The organism is Actinomadura sp. NPDC048021 (genome assembly GCF_040653135.1).
GTDB lineage: Bacteria > Actinomycetota > Actinomycetes > Streptosporangiales > Streptosporangiaceae > Spirillospora > Spirillospora verrucosospora.
On sequence record NZ_JBEZJQ010000003.1, the window covers coordinates 126,511 to 142,755 of the forward strand.

Consider the following 16,245-nt stretch of genomic DNA (forward strand, 5'->3'; position numbering starts at 1 on the left):
CCTAGTCTCCCGCGTTCCTCCGCGGCCAGTCATACCTACCTGGTGCCGGGAGGGGCTAAACAACGGGTCAGCGGCCCGCCTCCAGGGTGACGGGGACCCCGTTGAGGACGGCGTTGCCCGAGAGCGGGTCGATCTCCTGCTCGTCGGTGACGGCGTTGACGTTCACCCCGGCGTGCCGGCTCGCGACCCGCGTCCGGGTCCCGGGGCGGTCGTGGCCCCAGCCGTGCGGCAGGCTGACCACCCCGACCATGATCGTGTCGGTGGGCTCGGCGACGGCCTCCAGAACGCCCGCCCGGGACGTGACCCGGACGGTGTCGCCTGCGGTGACGCCGAGGCGGTCGGCGTCGGCCGGGTTGAGCTGGAGGGTGCAGGTGTTGGAGCCGCGCACGAGCTCGGGGACGTTGTGCAGCCAGCTGTTGTTGGACCGCAGGTGCCGCCGCCCGATCAGCACCATGCCGCCGGACGTCCCCGGGCCGCGCAGGGCGGAGCGGAGCCGGTCGACGTCGGCGGCGCACGTGGACGGGCACAGCTCGATCCGGCCGGACGTGGTGCACAGGACCTCCTCCAGCCGCGGCTTGAGGGCGCCGAGATCGAGCCCGTGCGGGTACTCGGTGCGCAGCCGCGTGAGCGTCAGGCCGGTGAAGCCCGCGTCGCCGCCGGGCTCCTCCCGCAGCGCGGGCTCGCCGCCGAACGCGTCGCCGTAGGGGCCGAGGCGGAGCATCATGTCGAGCCGCTGCTCGGTGAGGGTGCCGGTGTCGAGCATCTTGCGCAGCTCGTCGGGCTCGCGGCCGAGCACCGGGGACCCGGGGAGCGTGACGGCCTTCTCCAGCGTCGCCTTGATGATCATTTCGTCGAGCAGGGCGGGGTCGCCGTCCGTGCCGGAGGCGGCCATGGCGAGCCGCGCGAGGATCTCGGCCTCGCCGGGCCGCCCGTCCGGCAGCGGGACGGCCGGCGGCGAGTAGCGCGCGTAGTCGCGGACGGCGAGCCCGGTGAGCGCGATGTCGTAGTGCGGGGTCTGCGCGGGCCGCGGCGGCGGCAGGACCACGTGCGCGTGCCGGGTCGTCTCGTTCAGGTAGGGGTCGACGCTGACCATGAACTCCAGACCGGCGAGCGCGCGGTCGAGCCGGGCGGCGTTCGGCGCCGACAGCGCCGGGTTCCCGCCGATCGTGATCAGCGCTCTGACCTGCCCCTCCCCGGGCGTCTCGATCTCGTCGGCGAGCGTCGCGACGGGCAGCTCGCCGTTGACCTCGGGCAGCCCGCGGACGCGGCTGCGCCACCGCCCGGTCGTGAACGGCTTCTTGCGCCGGTACACCGGGGCGTGGGCGGGCCGCGGGAACATCGCCCCGCCCGGCCGGTCGAGGTTCCCGGTGAGGACGTTCAGGACGTCCACGAGCCAGCTGTTCAGCGTCCCGTAGGCCTGGGTGCACGTGCCGATGCGGCCGTAGACGGCGGCGCGCTCGGCGGCGGCCAGCTCGCGCGCGGTCCTGCGGATCGTCGCGGCCCCGACGCCCGTGACGTCCGCGACGTCCTCGGGGGCGAAGTCGACGGCGAGGGCGCGCAGGTCGTCGAGCCCGTTGACGCGCCCGGCCAGGTGCCCGGCGGACGCGACCAGCTCCTCGGCGAACAGGGTGTGGACGAGCGCCATCAGGAAGAACGCGTCCGTCCCGGGCCGGATGAACAGGTGCTCGTCGGCGAGGGCGGCCGTCCGCGTCCGGCGCGGGTCCACGACGACGATCTTCCCGCCGCGCGCCCGGATCGCCTTGAGCCGTCCCGGGAAGTCGGGGGCGGACGCGAGGCTGCCGTTGGACTCCAGCGGGTTCGCCCCGAGCATGAGCAGGTGCCCGGTGCGGTCGAGGTCGGGCACGGGGATCGCCAGGGGGTCGCCGAACATGTGCCCGCACGCGACGTGCTTGGGCATCTGGTCGGCGGTGCTCGCGGTGAAGAGGTTGCGGGTGCCGAGCGCCTTGACGATCGCGGACCCGTACAGCGGCCCGGCGATCGAGTGGGCCGTCGGGTTGCCGAGGTAGACGGCGACGGCGTCGCGCCCGTGCCGCGCGACGACCTCGGCCAGCCGCCGGGCCACCGTCTCGAAGGCCTCGTCCCATCCGGCGGTCTTGCCCGCCACGAGTGGCTCCGCCAGCCGGTCGGGGTCGCCGTCGAGGCTTCCGAGCGTCGCGCCCTTGGGGCAGATGTAGCCCTTGCTGAACGGATCCTTCTCGTCGCCGCGGACCCGCGTGACCGTGCCCGCCTCGTCGAGGGTCAGTGCGAGCCCGCACAGGGCTTCGCAGAGGGGGCAGGTGCGGAAGGCCGTGCGGTCGCCCATCGAGACACTCCTTGTGAACGGGACCGTCTCTCTATGATGGCCGCCCGCCTCTCACCGCGCTATGCCGCAAAGTGAACTATTAAGACACTGCGCGGCTTTCCCGCCAGTAATCGCCATTCAGCGCGCTGCGCTCGCGTTCTTCCCTCGGGACGCGGTCAGGGGGCGAAGGGCGGGGCGGTTTTGAAGACGGGGTGCAGTTCGATGGTGGGGGCCAGGTCCGTGAGGATGCGGCGGGCGCGGGACAGGGGGTGCTGGGGGAAGTGCGGGTCCCAGCCGGGGTCCTCGGAGAGGTTGCGGGGCAGGCCGCCCTGGAGTTCCGGGGCGTAGGCGTGCTGCGCCCACCAGCGCATCATGTCCTGGAGGTCGCGGCCCTGGCCGTACTCGGTCAGGTAGTGGTTGAGCGCGGTGCTGTCCCGCATCCCGGTGACGCCCTGCTCCAGGCACTGGATCTTCAGGACGAGGCTGCGGTCCGCGCGCGGCACCGTGAAGGAGGCGACGTACGCCACGCCGGTCGGGCGGTCGGGCAGCGGCAGCTTGATGATCTGCCGGAGGGCCGGGAGCCCGTCCAGCGTGACCACGTCCAGTTCGATCAGCCCGCCGCCGGACCCGGCGGTCTTGGCGGCGGTGTCGCGGCGCAGGAGGTCGAGCTGCTCCAGGGGGGCGGGCAGGTCGGGCGGGACGTCGAAGCCGTAGAGGGCGACGGTGTCGCCGTCGGCATTGCGGAAGGCTCCGGGTTGGAGGGGCTGCCAGCCGGTCTGGTCGAAACGCAGGGACATGAAGCTGCACGTTAACGCACAGAACGGGACGTAGGGGGAGCGTCGGTCGCCGCCCGCGGGCGGACGGCCGTCTCCGTGAACATGAACGGTTCAAGAGAAAGAGTTCTACGTCTTTGCCGGGACGCGGCGCGCTCATGGCATGCTGGGCCGATCCGACCCACAGGTCCACGGGGGGCCGGACGGAGGCGAGGCGATGGCCATGCGGGGGAAGACGGGCATGCGGGGGGCGACGGCCCTGGTCGTGGTCGGAGTGGCACTGGCCGCGGCGGCGTGCGGCGGCTCGGACAAGTCCAAGGCGGAGGGCGCGACGCCCCCGGCCTCGCCGTCCGGCGGGCAGCAGGGTGGAACGCGGCCGGCGAAGGCCGCCAAGCAGCCGATCCTGCTCGCCTTCGGCGGCGACACGCACTTCGAGGGGTCGCTGCGCGGGAGGCTGGCTCAGCCGTCCACGGCTCTGGGCCCGGTCGCGAAGCAGCTGCGCGCCGCCGACCTCGCCATGGTGAACCTGGAGACGGCCATCACGACCGGGGGGACGCCCGCGCCCGGCAAGCAGTTCACCTTCCGGGCTCCGCCGACCGCGCTCACGGCTCTGAAGGCCGCGGGCGTCGACGTGACCTCCATGGCGAACAACCACGGCATGGACTACATGGAGGGCGGCCTGCGCGACTCCCTGGCCGCCATCAAGCGCAGCGGGTTCCCGGTCGTCGGCATCGGCAAGAACGCGGACGCCGCCTACCGGCCTTACCGCGTCACCGTGAAGGGCAACAGGATCGCCATCGTCGGCGCCACGCAGGTGCTGGACGACCACCTGATCCAGGCGTGGACGGCCACCGACACCAAGGGCGGCCTCGCGTCGGCCAAGGACGTCCCGCGCATGGTGCAGGCGGTGAAGGAGGCGCGCCAGGGCTCGGACGTCGTCATCGTCCACCTGCACTGGGGCGCCGAGCTGAAGGGGTGCCCGCTGCCCCGCCAGCAGGAACTCGCCAAGGCCCTCGTCGAGGCGGGCGCCGACGTCGTCGTCGGCGGGCACGCGCACATCCCGCTGGGCGGCGGGTACATGAACGGCGCGTACGTCCACTACGGCATGGGCAACTTCGTGTTCTCCTCCGCGCAGGGCCAGACGGCGAAGTCCGGCGTGCTCTTCCTCAAGGTGGAGAACGGCAAGGTCACCAAGGACAAGTGGAGCCCCGCGCTCATCTCCGGCGGCATCCCCGTGCCGATGCAGGGCGCCGCCGCCAAGGCGGAGGTCCGGCGATGGAACGGCCTGCGTTCGTGCACGGGGCTGAGCGCGCGTCCGTCCTGAGCTGGACTCTCCCACTGCGGGAGGGCCCAGGGTGGGGTCCGTGAGCAAGGATCTCCTCCCGATCGGACGGTTCGCGCGGCTGTGCCGGCTGAGCGTCAAGCAGCTGCGGCACTACGACGACCTGGGGCTGCTTGCCCCGGCGTGGGTCGACCCCGCGTCCGGCTACCGGTACTACCGGACCGGCCAGGCGCGGGACGCGCTGCTGATCGGGCTGCTGCGGTCGATGGACGTGCCGCTGCCGAACGTCGCGCGGGTCCTGGGCGGCGAGGGCGGCGCCCTCGCGGAGGCACGGGACAGGGTCGAGGCGGACGTCGCCCGGCGGCGGCGCGCCCTGCGGCTCCTGGACCGCGTGGTCGCCCAGGGACTGCCGGAGACGGAGGTCTCGGTCGTCCGGGAGCCGGCGCGGCGCGTGTTCGTCGCGCGGGAGTCCGCGACGCCGGCGACGATCGACAGGGCGACCTCGGCGTGCGCGACCTGGCTGCTGCCCAGGTTGGGGCTGGGCGGCCTGCTGGTCGGCCTGTTCCCGCTCGACATGGGGGACGAGTTCGACGTGCGCGTGGCCGTCCAGCACGAGGACGGCGACGACCTCCTGCCCGGCGGCCGGTTCGCCGCGGCCCTCCACACCGGTCCCTACGAGGAGATCGCGCTCACGGTCCACGGCGTGCTCGCGTGGTTCGGCGACTACGGGCAGACGCCCGCCGGGCCGGTCCGCGAGGTGTACCTCAACGACCCCGCGACCACGCCGCCCGAACACCTGGAGACCCGGGTGATGATTTACGTGGAGGATCCTCGATGACGAGCGCGACCGATCGGGCGCACGACCGGACGGGGGCGCCCGCCCAGGGCGCACCGGGGTGGTACGAGGCGGCCGACGAGCCGGAACTGGTGGAGCACGGGACCGTGACCGGCCTGGCCGTCACGGGTCGGGGCGAGCCGGGAGGCGCCGTCTACTACGAGAGCGTGGGCGCGCTGTACGCGGTCATGGAGGCGCTCGGCGCGCCCCCGGCGCCGCTGGAGGGGCGGTGGTGGGTCGAGGACGACCGCTCGCCGTTCGAGGTGCCGCGCGAGGAGTGGCGGTGGCACCTGTTCCTCCGGCTCCCGGACGGGACGGCGACGATCGACGCCGCCCGCGCGCGGGCCTGCTCGGGCCTGCCCGCGGCGGCACGCGTCCAGCACGTTTCCTACACCGACGGACGGTGCGTGCAGGTGTTGCACCGTGGGCCGTACTCCGAGGAGCCCGCCTCCCTCGCCCGCATGGAGGCGCTGATGGAGGCCGAGGGCCTGGTGCCGAACGGCCTGCACCACGAGGTCTACCTGTCCGACGTCCGAGAGGAGGATCCGGCCAGAATGCGCACGATCCTGCGCCAGCCGGTCCGCTAGGGAACTGTGGACACGCCGCCTCAGGAGCGTAGTTTCACGGGAAACGAGCTCCTAGGGACAGGCGGGCGTGCCGATGCGTGACCAGTGGGTGAGGTCGGGCGAGATCGAGCTGGCGGTGCGGGTGCGGGGCGTGGAGAACCGGCCGACGGTCGTCCTCGTCCACGGCTACCCGGACACGGGCGCGATGTGGGACGAGGTCGCCGGGCGGCTCGCCGAGCGGTTCCGCGTCGTCGTCTACGACGTGCGCGGGGCCGGCGCGTCCGGTGTCCCGGCCGACCCGCTGGACTACCGGCTGGACGCGCTCATGGGCGACCTGGAGGCCGTCCTGGACGGCGTGGGCGCCGACGAGCCCGTCCATCTGGTGGGGCACGACTGGGGCTCGGTGCAGGGCTGGGAGGCCGTCATCGGCGACCGGCTGCGCGGCCGCGTCGCCTCGTTCACCTCGATCTCCGGGCCGGACCGGCGGCACATGGCCCGCTGGGCCAGGGAGGCCGTCCGGTCCGGGCCGCGGGGCGTCGCGGAGGTGCTCGGGCAGGCGCGGCGCAGCGTCTACATGCCGGTTCTGATGACGCCCTGGGCGGGCGAGGTCGCGGCGAGGGTCCTCGCCGCCGGATTCGGTCGGGTGATGCGGCTGCGTGAGGGCGCCGAGCCGCGTCCCGGGCACCCGGCCGGCACGCTGCCCGCCGACGCCCGCCACGGGCTCGGCCTGTACCGCGCCAACATGGGCCGCGGCCGTGCTGCCATGGGCGGTGCCGGCATGAGCCATGCCGGCGCGGGCGCGCTCGGCGACGGGCGGACGGACGTCCCCGTCCAGCTCATCGTCCCCGTGAAGGACCGCTACGGCTCGCAGGCGCTCCTGCTGTCCGCGCGCGGGCCCGTGGAGCGCCTGTACGTGCGGCGCGCACCGGCGGGGCACTGGGTGGCGCGCAGCCACCCCGACCTCGTCGCCCGCTGGATCAGTGAGTTCGTGGAGCACGTCGAGGGCGGGCCGGAGACGCCCGCGATCGCCCACGCGCGCGCGGCCGGGCTCCCCGGCAAGGACTTCGGAGGCGACCTCGTCGTCATCACAGGGGCGGGCAGCGGCATCGGGCGCGCCACCGCCCGTGCCTTCGCCGCCGCAGGGGCCCGCGTCGTCGTGGCCGACATCGACGAGGGCGCCGCCAAGCGCACCGTGGAGGAGATACAGGCGTCCGACGGCGAAGCCCATGTCTACGGGGTGGACGTGGCCGACGCGGAGGCGATGGAACGGTTCGCCGACTACGTCCGTGACACGTTCGGGGTCCCCGACGTCGTCGTGAACAACGCGGGGATCGCCATCGCGGGGTCGCTGCTTGAGACGTCCGAGGAGGAGTGGAACCGCATCCGCTCCATCAACCTGGACGGCATGTACCGGGGTTCGCGCCTGTTCGGACGCCAGATGGTGGAACGCGGCGAGTGGGGCCACATCGTCAACATCTCGTCGATGGCCGCCTACCTGCCCAGCGCGGAGATGCCCGCGTACGGCGCCACCAAGGCCGCCGTGCTGCAGATGACCGAGGGCCTCCGTCTCGACCTCGACCGCTACGGGATCGGCGTCTCCGCCGTCTGCCCGGGGGTGATCGACACCCCCATCGTCGGCAGGACCCGCTTCGTCGGCCTGCCGTCCGGCGCGGAGACCGAGCTGCGCGAGCGGATAGGGCGCGCGTCCGAGCGCCGGGGGTACGCGCCGGAGAAGGTCGCGGGGGCCATCCTGCGGGCCGTCCGGCACGACAGGCCGGTGGTGCTCGTCACCGCCGAGGCGCGCTTCGGCCGCGTCCTCTCCCGCGTGTCGCCCACCGCGAACCGGGCCCTGGCCCGCATGGGGCGGCGCGCCGGCGACCGCCTCCGGACGGGCGTGGAGGGGCCCTGGGGCTGACTCAGGCGCGCATCAGGGTCTGCGAGGGCGTCTCGCCGAAGCGCTGCCGGTAGTGGGCGGCGAAACGGCTCATGTGGAAGTACCCGGCCGCCCCGGCGACCTCGGTGATCGCTCCGGGCCCGGGCCGGGCGACGGAGAGCTCCGCGCGGGCGCGGTCGAGCCGCACGCCGCGCAGCAGCTGCGTGGGCGTCATGCCCCACTCGGCCTGGCAGACGGCCTGGAGCTGCCGCACGCCGAGCCCCACCGCCGCCGCGATGTCGGTGACCCCGACCGGGCGGTGGTGGTGCGCCTCGACCCACTCCCGGATGATCCCGGCCAGATGGTGGGGGACCCGGTCGGCGGGCTCGGCGAGCTTCGGCGTGCCCGTGTGGGGCAGGCCGAGCAGGATCGCCGTCAGCAGCGACTCCTCCAGGCTGCGCTCCGCCAGCGGGTGGAGGCCGCCCTGCGCCGCCGCGTCGTCGAGGACGTCGCACACGTACCGCCAGGTGCGCTCGACGATCGAGGACGGCACGAGGCCCTCCCCGCCGTCGTGGAAGCGCAGCGGCGCGGCGTGCCCGCGCCCGAGGTGGGCGCCGAGATGGTCGGCGAGCCGCCCGGTGCTCGTCGCGATGACCAGGCAGCCCTCCGTCGGGTGCGGCGTCATCCGCATCGCCTCGTCGTGCGACAGGACGAGGCTTCCCGCGGAGGTCGTCCGGCGCCCGGTGGCCCGGTACTCGACGCCCATGGGCGCCATCGGCGCGCACAGGGCGAAGTGCCCCTCCGTGGGCGGCGTGTCCACGATGACGCCGCCGCCCCCGTACCGCACCCAGACGAGGTTGACCGAGCCCACGCCGAGGGCGTTGACCAGGCCGTCCATCGGCACGTCCGGTTCGAGCGCCTGGAGGTCGTGGCCGACGGCGAACGGCTCGACCGTGTCGTGCAGGACTCCCATGTCCTTGCTGAGGACGCGCCGGTGGGCGGACAGGGGCGGCTTGGCATCGGAAGAAGTCATCGTCCTGGCGGGGAAGCCGTTTCCTCATCGTCGGCGGACAGAACACCTCGGGCGCGCAGCCGCGGCATGACCTCGGCGGCGAAGTAGCCCAACTCGTCAGCGTAATTGAGGAACGACAGAGCGATACCGTCGAATCCCGCATGAGCGAAATCCGCCAGGCCGTCCGCGACGTCGTCGGGGTCGCCGACCAGCGGGCAGCTGCCGTGGCCGGCCGCGAACCTGTCGCGGTACACCTGGAGCATCTCCGGGGTGAACGACTGAGCGTGCAGCCCCTGCAGGCGCATCACCTCGTCGACGGCGGGCCAGTCGGCGCGCTCGTCGGCGTAGTAGCGCAGGAAGTCCTCCGCCTCCTTCCTGGTCGGCCGGCACACGACATGGCCGAGCGTGAAGACGCCCACCGACCGTCCGTGGGAGGCGGCCTCGGTGCGGATGGCCTTCACGATCTCGGCCCCGTCCTGCGGGCCGCCGACGACGGTGAACGCCCGGTCGGCGTTGCGCGCGGCGAACGAGCGCCCCTGCGTGGACGACCCGGCGTTGATGACGGGCAGGCTGTGCCCGTTGTACGGCTTGGGCCTGCCCACGACGTGCTTGAGCTGGAAGAACCGCCCGTCGTGGTCGAACGGCTCATCGGACGACCAGATGCGCCTGACGACGTCCCACCACTCCTGCGCGAGGGCGTAGCGCGTGTCGTGGTCGCCGGGCAGCGAGAGGCCGAACATCTCGTATTCGGGAGCGTGCCAACCGGCCACGATGTTCAGCCCGACCCGCCCCTTGCTGAGGTGGTCGGCGGTCGCGAGCTGCTTGGCCGCGACGACGGGGTGGTGGAACGCGGTGTGGACGGTGGTGAACACGCGGAGCCGGCTCGTCTGGGCGAGCAGCCCGGAGGCCCACACCAGCGGATCGAGGGCGCTGCGGTGGAAGTCGGTGTCCGGCCCCCAGTCCGTCCAGCGCGCGACCGGCAGGAGGAAGTCGATGCCGACCTCGTCCGCGATCCGTGCGAGCCGGAGATTGTCGTCCCAGGTGGCGTGCCATCGCTCCGGCGCTGTCGTGATGGCCAGCCCCGATTCGGTGTTGGGGGAGAACAAGCCGAGTTGGAATCCCATGCAGAACCTTTCTTGTCCGGCGCGCCCGGTATTGGCGGTCCGGTCGTCGCGCCCAAGTATCGGAAGGCGTCGCCCCGATGGGCAACGCGGTGACATAGAGTGGCCGCCATGCAGGCGCGCGTGCTCACGTTCAACACCCTTTTCAAGGGCGAGGCCCGCGCCCGGATGGGCGTCCTGGCCGAGACGATCGAACGGTCGGACTACGACGTCGTCTGCCTGCAGGAAGTCATCTCGTGGAGGGTGCTGGGCCTGCTGCGCCGCGTCGCCGCCTCGTATCCGCACGTCTCCTACACGCCGATGTTCCCGCTCGTCCGCGGTGGCCTGGTGACCCTTTCCCGCCACCCGGTGACACGCCGTCATTTCCGGGCATACGCGCCCGCCGGGCCGGCGCGTCCCGAATGGCTGCTGGGCAAGGGCGCCCTGTTCACCCGGGTCCGGCTCCCCGGCGGCCACCTCACCGTGGTGAACACCCACCTCTCGGCGAACCTGGACATGGACTGGTCCCCCTCGAACGTCTACACGCGAGTCGAGAAGGGGGAGCTGCGCCGGCTGGCGGCGGCCGTCGACCGGATTCCGAAGGCGGAACCGCTGGTGGTGATGGGCGATTTCAACGTCCCCCGCGATTCCCCCTACCTTGCGGAGTTCGTTTCGAGCACCGGCCTGCGGGACGTTTTCGCCGGCGACACGGAACCGACCTTCCGCCCCGAGTACGCCGAGATCGGCGCCATTGACCAGATGCTGGTCGGGCCGGGCCTCCAGGCGAAGGCGCGCCTGGTCTTCAAGGAGAAGGTCCGCCTTCCCGGCGGGCGTTCGACCGTCCTGTCCGACCATTACGGCATCGAGGCCGAGATCACGGGACAGAACGGCTAGCCGTCCTTGCGGGCCACGGCCGTCCAGCCGGCGTCGGTGATGTACTCGCCGCCGTAGGGGCGCCATTCGTGCAGGCGGACGACGCCCGGGTCGACGATGGTGAGGCCGTCCAGGAGCGCCGCCACCTGCTCGCGGGTCCGGGCCACCAGGCTCGCGCTCGCCGCCTGCGAGCGGTAGGTCTCCCCGACCCGCACGTTGCGCCGCTCCTCCAGCGCCGCGTGCGACAGGATGACGTGGCTGCCGGCGGGCAGGGCCTCGGTGAAGCGCCGGACGAGCGCCGCCGGTTCCTCCTCGTCTCGGAGGAAGTGCAGGACGGCGACGAACAGCACGCACATCGGGCGCCGGAAGTCGAGCAGCGCGCGCACCTGCGGATCGTCCAGCACCGTGTCCGGTTGGCGCATGTCGGCCTGGACGATCGTGGTCAGCTCGTCCGTGGCGACGAGGGCCCGCGCGTGGACGGTCACCATCGGGTCGTTGTCGACGTACGCGACCCGTGCGCGGGGCTGCTCCTCCCGCGCGGTCTCGTGCACGTTGCCCTGGGTGGGCAGGCCGGTGCCGATGTCCAGGAACTGGTCGATGCCGCGTCCGGCCACGTAGCGGACGGCGCGCTGGAGGAACGCGCGGTTCGCGCGGGCGACCCCCTCGACCGTGGGCAGCGCCCGCGCGACCGCCTCCGCCGCCTCGCGGTCGGAGGCGTAGTTGTCCTTGCCGCCGAGGAAGTAGTCGTACATGCGGGCGACGCTCGGCGTGCCGGTGTCCACACCGGGCACGGACGAGGCTTCTCCGGAGTCCGCCATCCCGTCGCCACGACCTTCCTGAACGGCCCCAAATCGTGATCATTCAGTCTATGTCGCGCGGGCGTCGCGCGCGGGCGGACGCCGCGCGGCGGTGAGGCTGCCACGCGGCGGTTAGGCTGCCGCCATGTGCGAGACCGGTGGCGGGACGGGTGAGGCGACGGCGTCGGCGCCGCGCCCGGTGCACGGCGCGGCGGTCGACCCCGTCGCGCTGGAGCCGGTGGACGAGGTCGAGATCGTCACTCTCGTCGACAACGTCTACGACGCCCTGCTGGGCGATGACGAGCGGACCCGCCGGGCGGGCGCGGGCGCGGGCGTGGTGGCGGCGCCGCAGTTCGTGGGCGGCCGCACCACCGCGGGAATGATCGCCGAGCACGGCTTCTCGGCGCTGGTCACGGTGCGCCGGGCCGGCCGCTCCACGACCCTGCTGTTCGACACGGGCCGGTCGCCCGACGCGATGGTCACGAACGCCGACAGGCTCGGCATCGACCTCGGCGACATCCAGGGCGTCGTGCTCAGCCACGGCCATTTCGACCACGCGGGCGGGCTGGCGGGGATGGTGGGCCTGCGCGGCGTGCGGTCGATGCCGATGGTGCTGCATCCGCTGGTCTGGACAAGGCGCCGCCTCGCCGTGCCCGGCCGGGACGTCGAGGAGCTGCCAACGCTGAGCAAGCGGGCGCTGGACGGGGAGGGCTTCCAGGTCATCGAGCGCCGCGAGCCCTCGCTGCTCCTCGACGGCAGCGTCCTGATCACCGGGGAGGTCGACCGGACGACCGAGTTCGAGCACGGCATGCCGCCGCCGCACCAGGCCTGGACGGGCAGGGAGTGGGCGCACGACCCGCTCGTCCTCGACGACCAGGCGCTCGTCGTCCACGTCCGGGGCCGCGGGCTGGTCGTGCTGACCGGCTGCAGCCATGCGGGCGCGATCAACATCGTCCGGCACGCGCAGCGGCTGACGGGGGTCGGGGAGCTGCACGCGCTCGTCGGCGGGCTGCACCTCGGCGGCCCGGCCTTCGAACCGGTCATCGCGCCCACGGTCGCCGCCCTCACCGGCCTCGCGCCGGGGCTCGTCGTCCCGGGGCACTGCACCGGCTGGCGCGCCCAGCACGCGCTGGCCGCGGCGCTGCCCGACGCCTGGGTGCAGGGCAGCAGCGGCACCGCCTACCGGCTGAGCGCCGCCGCGTAGCGCGAGCGCCTCACGCCGGCCGGCGGGCCTCGATGAGGGTGCGGGACGAATGGGCGGTGAAGACGCCGTCGCGCCGGATCCGCTCGTCCAGCTCGCGCAGGCGGTCATGGTGGAGGTCCACGGTGAAGCCGGGGACGATCCAGATCACCTTGCGCAGGAAGTAGACGACCGCGCCGATGTCGAAGAACTCCATGCGCAGGCGCTCGGAACGTAGGTCGACGATGTCGAGCCCGGCGGCGCGGGCGGCGGCGCTCTCGGCCTCCGGGTCGCGTGCGCGGCGGGCCTCGGGCTGTGGGCCGAGGAAGAACTCGGTCAGCTCGAAGACGCTCGCCGGGCCGACGTGCTGGGCGAGGTAGGTTCCGCCGGGGGCGAGGACACGCGCGATCTCGGTCCACCGGACCGTGGCCGGATGGCGGCTGACGACCAGGTCGAACGCATCGTCGGCGAAGGGGAGCGGCGCGTCAGCGGAGCCGGCGACGACGACGGCGCCCCTGGGGTGCAGGAGCCGGGTGGCCTTGGCGACGTTCGGCGGCCACGACTCGGTCGCCGCCATCGTCGGCGGGAACACCGCGGCGCCCGCGAGCACCTCTCCCCCGCCGGTCTCGACGTCCAGCGCCGCCCGCGCCCGGCCCAGCCGCTCGCTCATCAGCCGCTGGTATCCCCAGGACGGGCGCTGCTCCGTCGCGCGGCCGTCCAGCCAGGAGAAGTCCCAGCCCGCGACGGAGACCGTGGCGGCCTCGGCGACCAGATCCTCGAACGTCCGGCCCGTCATTTCGGAAGCCCCAGCATCGTCCGGCAGGGGGCGAGGCCCTCGATGGTGACGGGGACGGTGCGGTGGCGTTCCCAGTCGGCCCGGGTCAGCCGGTACCGCCGTTCGATGGTCACCGCCCCGCGGACGACGTGGCGGTCGACTCCGTTGGGCTGGTAGCCGAGCTTGCGCGACACCGCGCTCGACGCGTGGCTGTCCTCGAAGGCGGCGGAGACGGCCTCCTCGGCGTCCAGGCCCGCGAAGGCCAGATGCAGGACGGCCGCTCTCATCTCCGTGCCGATCCCCTGCCCGTGGTGGCGCTGGCCGAGCCACGAGCCGGTCTCGACCTGCCGGAGGACGACGAGGTCGCGCGCCCAGAGGGTCTGCTGCCCGACGACTTCGCCCTCGTGGAACACGGTGAGGTCGAGCTCCCACTTCTCGGGCGTCCATTCCCCGAGCGTCCTCCAGTGGTGCTGGACGACGCCCCGCGCGACCTCGGCGGGCGGGGCGTCCGTCCACGGCACCATGAACGGCATCGTCTCCGGGTCGTGGACGCCCTCGGCGGCGAGGTCGGCCAGCGCGGCGAGTTCCTCGGGCGACGGCAGGCGCAGTTCCAGCCGCGGCGTCCTCAGCCGCAGACCGAGCGGCGGGAAGTGATCGACCAGCATTCCTTCACCATGGCCCTTCCGGCCCGTCCCCGGCACCTGGTTTTGTCATTGCGGGCGAAGGCGGCCGGCCTTCTTGCCGCGCGGCCACTTCCCGCACGACCGTCACAAAGTTGCCGGTCAGCGGATTGCGGGCCTGCCGATTCCACACGGCCCCGATCTGCCAGGTCGCAGCCTCGTGGTCCACCGCTTTGAGCATGACCTGCGCCGGTGCGATAGAGCCCGCGCTGACCGGGACGAACGCGACACCGACGCCCGCCGCCACCAGCGCGAGCACGGTCTGCAGGTCATGTGCCTCCTGCACCACCTCGGTGTCCACACCGAGGCAGGCGCGGAACGCCTCGATCTGTGAAGCCAGCCCTGGCCCCTTCACCTGAGCCAACGCGACGAACGGCCGCCCCGCCGCCCATCGCGCCACATCATCCGCGTTCTCTGGCGGTGAATCCCCCGCCGTGGCGATCGCGAGGCGGTCGGTCCGCAGGGGCAATCGTTCCCACTTCTCACCGACCGGCAGCCGAACGAACCCGACGTCCAACTCGCCCGTTGCCAGCCGCTCCAGTTGCGTGTGTGAGGACATGTCGTCCAGGACGATGCCCACGTCCGGGTAGCGCCGCCTGAACGCCGCCACCGCCCGCGGCGCGAGTTCGATGCTCGACATGCCGAAACCCACCGACAGCCTTCCGATCTCCCCGCAGGCCATCCGGTTCATTCGCACGGCCAAGGTGTCGGCCCGCCGCACCAGATCCTCCGCCTCGGGCAGAAGGATCGCGCCGAGGTCGGTGAGCGTGGCGCCGTGCCGACCCCGATGGAACAGCCGTCCCCCGACCTGCGTCTCCAGTGCCTGGATCTGTTTGGTCAGAGCCGGTTGGGTCATGGCCGACGCCAGCGCCGCCCGGCCGAAGGCACGGTGCTCGACGACTCTCAGGAAGGAGCGGAGCAGACGGATATCCATTTCCAGAGGTTATGTCATCGATCCAAAGATTCATTGGACGAATGTGCGGCGAGAGGGTTCGGTGGTGAGCACGCAGGAGCGGTGACGAGGAGGAACCATGCGTTGTGCGACCGTCCAGTTCGAGCATCGGCCCGATGACAAGGCCTACAACCTGGCCAGGATCGAGCACTTCACCACGCGGGCGGCCGAGGCCGGGGCGCTGGTCGTCGTCTTCCCCGAGATGTGCGTGACGGGCTACTGGCACCTTCGCCGTCAGACGGCCGAGCGGCTACAGGAGCTCGCCGAGCCGGTGAGCGGCCCGTCTGTGACGTTCGTCCGCGGGCTGGCGGGCACGCTGGGCGTGGCCGTGGGCGTGGGCTTCCTGGAAATCGATGATCAAGGACGCCTGTTCAACTCCTACGCCATGTGCCTGCCGGACGGGGACGTCCACGTTCACCGGAAACTGCACGCGTTCGAACACGAAGCGATCTCCAGTGGCGACCGCTTCACCGTCTTCGACACCCCGTGGGGCGTGCGCATGGGAGTCCTCATCTGCTGGGACAACAACCTTGTCGAGAACGTCCGGGCGACCGCGCTGCTGGGCGCGGTGGTCCTCATCGCGCCTCACCAGACGGGCGGCACCGCCTCACGCAGCCCGCACGGCATGCGCCCGATCCCCATGGAACTGTGGCGGGGCCGGGACCGGGATCGCCAGTCGATCGAGGCCGAGCTGCGCGGGCCGAACGGGCGGGAGTGGCTGATGCGCTGGCTGCCCTCCCGCGCCCATGACAATGGCCTCTTCCTCCTGTTCAGCAACGGGGTGGGCGAGGATGACGATGAGGTTCGCACTGGCAACGCGATGATCCTCGATCCGTACGGCAGGATCCTCGCCGAGACCTGGGCCGCCGAGGACGCCATGGTGGTCGCCGATCTCGATCTCGACCTGCTGCCCATGTCGACCGGCCGTCGCTGGATGCAGGGGCGGCGGCCCGAACTCTACGAGATCCTCACACGCCGCTTCGGCGGCGAACGCGACGCCCGCAGCGCCCGTTTCTCGACCGAGCCCGTGCCGCTCCACCGGCCGAGGTGACCGTGGAGACGGTCGCCGGTGGGCTATGCGACAGGTCGGACTTACCGTCCGCAGTGCCCGGGACCGGCCCCCGGACACGCGACGCCCACGCGAACGGCGAGGGGGTGGTGGGGGGGGGGGGGGGGGGGCCCCCCCCCCCCCGCGGGAGGAGGAAATACAACGGCGGGCGCGCCCCGGGGGGGCGGGGCGGCCGG

Annotated in this window: 15 protein-coding genes; 7 read left to right on the forward strand and 8 right to left on the reverse strand. The window is 72.7% G+C overall.

Going from position 1 to position 16,245, the window contains the following annotated elements; translation table 11 throughout:
* Positions 1 to 67 precede the first annotated feature (67 nt).
* Positions 68 to 2,323, reverse strand: coding sequence for a molybdopterin-dependent oxidoreductase (locus AB0C87_RS06470; RefSeq protein WP_360576738.1), 2,256 nt, complete (start codon positions 2,321 to 2,323; stop codon positions 68 to 70).
* Between the two features lie 155 nt (positions 2,324 to 2,478).
* The gene (locus AB0C87_RS06475) at positions 2,479 to 3,099 is read right to left on the reverse strand and encodes a hypothetical protein (RefSeq protein ID WP_360576739.1); all 621 of its coding nucleotides are present in this window, start codon (positions 3,097 to 3,099) and stop codon (positions 2,479 to 2,481) included.
* Between the two features lie 193 nt (positions 3,100 to 3,292).
* Here AB0C87_RS06475 and AB0C87_RS06480 point away from each other — a divergent pair, with 193 nt between their 5' ends.
* From AB0C87_RS06480 to AB0C87_RS06495, 4 genes are all read left to right on the forward strand, one after another.
* The gene (locus AB0C87_RS06480; RefSeq protein WP_353835030.1) at positions 3,293 to 4,399 is read left to right on the forward strand and encodes a CapA family protein; all 1,107 of its coding nucleotides are present in this window, start codon (positions 3,293 to 3,295) and stop codon (positions 4,397 to 4,399) included.
* Positions 4,400 to 4,439: 40 nt separating this feature from the next.
* Positions 4,440 to 5,195 (forward strand): GyrI-like domain-containing protein, encoded by a 756-nt coding sequence (locus AB0C87_RS06485; RefSeq protein ID WP_360576740.1) that lies wholly within the window; start codon positions 4,440 to 4,442, stop codon positions 5,193 to 5,195.
* The gene (locus tag AB0C87_RS06490) at positions 5,192 to 5,779 is read left to right on the forward strand and encodes a GyrI-like domain-containing protein (RefSeq protein ID WP_345180529.1); all 588 of its coding nucleotides are present in this window, start codon (positions 5,192 to 5,194) and stop codon (positions 5,777 to 5,779) included. The genes AB0C87_RS06485 and AB0C87_RS06490 overlap by 4 nt, the downstream gene beginning before the upstream one ends.
* A gap of 73 nt (positions 5,780 to 5,852) precedes the next feature.
* The gene (locus AB0C87_RS06495) at positions 5,853 to 7,673 is read left to right on the forward strand and encodes an SDR family oxidoreductase (protein WP_360576897.1); all 1,821 of its coding nucleotides are present in this window, start codon (positions 5,853 to 5,855) and stop codon (positions 7,671 to 7,673) included.
* A 1-nt stretch (position 7,674) separates the two neighbouring features.
* On the opposite strand, the gene AB0C87_RS06500 is transcribed toward AB0C87_RS06495, so the two are convergent.
* Together AB0C87_RS06500 and AB0C87_RS06505 are read right to left on the reverse strand one after the other, a co-directional pair.
* On the reverse strand, positions 7,675 to 8,664 hold the full coding sequence (locus tag AB0C87_RS06500) for a helix-turn-helix transcriptional regulator (RefSeq protein ID WP_360576741.1): 990 nt from the start codon (positions 8,662 to 8,664) through the stop codon (positions 7,675 to 7,677).
* Positions 8,661 to 9,767, reverse strand: coding sequence for an LLM class flavin-dependent oxidoreductase (locus AB0C87_RS06505; protein WP_345180525.1), 1,107 nt, complete (start codon positions 9,765 to 9,767; stop codon positions 8,661 to 8,663). Before AB0C87_RS06505 ends, AB0C87_RS06500 begins: the two co-directional genes overlap by 4 nt.
* Positions 9,768 to 9,875: 108 nt before the next feature.
* Here AB0C87_RS06505 and AB0C87_RS06510 point away from each other — a divergent pair, with 108 nt between their 5' ends.
* On the forward strand, positions 9,876 to 10,637 hold the full coding sequence (locus AB0C87_RS06510) for an endonuclease/exonuclease/phosphatase family protein (RefSeq protein ID WP_360576742.1): 762 nt from the start codon (positions 9,876 to 9,878) through the stop codon (positions 10,635 to 10,637).
* Here AB0C87_RS06510 and AB0C87_RS06515 read toward each other — a convergent pair.
* The gene (locus AB0C87_RS06515) at positions 10,634 to 11,407 is read right to left on the reverse strand and encodes an SAM-dependent methyltransferase (RefSeq protein ID WP_345180521.1); all 774 of its coding nucleotides are present in this window, start codon (positions 11,405 to 11,407) and stop codon (positions 10,634 to 10,636) included. The two genes, AB0C87_RS06510 and AB0C87_RS06515, sit on opposite strands and share 4 nt — an antisense overlap.
* 151 nt (positions 11,408 to 11,558) lie before the next feature.
* Between AB0C87_RS06515 and AB0C87_RS06520 the strand changes: the two genes are divergently transcribed.
* Entirely contained in the window at positions 11,559 to 12,617 is a 1,059-nt protein-coding gene (locus tag AB0C87_RS06520; RefSeq protein ID WP_360576743.1) for an MBL fold metallo-hydrolase, read from the forward strand.
* A 10-nt stretch (positions 12,618 to 12,627) separates the two neighbouring features.
* Here AB0C87_RS06520 and AB0C87_RS06525 read toward each other — a convergent pair whose 3' ends face one another.
* The 3 genes from AB0C87_RS06525 to AB0C87_RS06535 are packed head-to-tail and all read right to left on the reverse strand — an operon-like array spanning position 12,628 to position 14,982.
* Positions 12,628 to 13,389 (reverse strand): class I SAM-dependent methyltransferase, encoded by a 762-nt coding sequence (locus AB0C87_RS06525; RefSeq protein WP_360576744.1) that lies wholly within the window; start codon positions 13,387 to 13,389, stop codon positions 12,628 to 12,630.
* Positions 13,386 to 14,033 (reverse strand): GNAT family N-acetyltransferase, encoded by a 648-nt coding sequence (locus AB0C87_RS06530; RefSeq protein ID WP_360576745.1) that lies wholly within the window; start codon positions 14,031 to 14,033, stop codon positions 13,386 to 13,388. The genes AB0C87_RS06525 and AB0C87_RS06530 overlap by 4 nt, the downstream gene beginning before the upstream one ends.
* Positions 14,034 to 14,037: 4 nt before the next feature.
* Positions 14,038 to 14,982: a LysR family transcriptional regulator gene (locus AB0C87_RS06535; RefSeq protein WP_360576746.1), complete on the reverse strand. Its 945-nt coding sequence runs from the start codon at positions 14,980 to 14,982 to the stop codon at positions 14,038 to 14,040.
* 97 nt (positions 14,983 to 15,079) lie between these two features.
* On the opposite strand from AB0C87_RS06535, the gene AB0C87_RS06540 reads away from it, so the two are divergent.
* On the forward strand, positions 15,080 to 16,051 hold the full coding sequence (locus AB0C87_RS06540; protein ID WP_360576747.1) for a nitrilase family protein: 972 nt from the start codon (positions 15,080 to 15,082) through the stop codon (positions 16,049 to 16,051).
* Positions 16,052 to 16,245 lie beyond the last annotated feature (194 nt).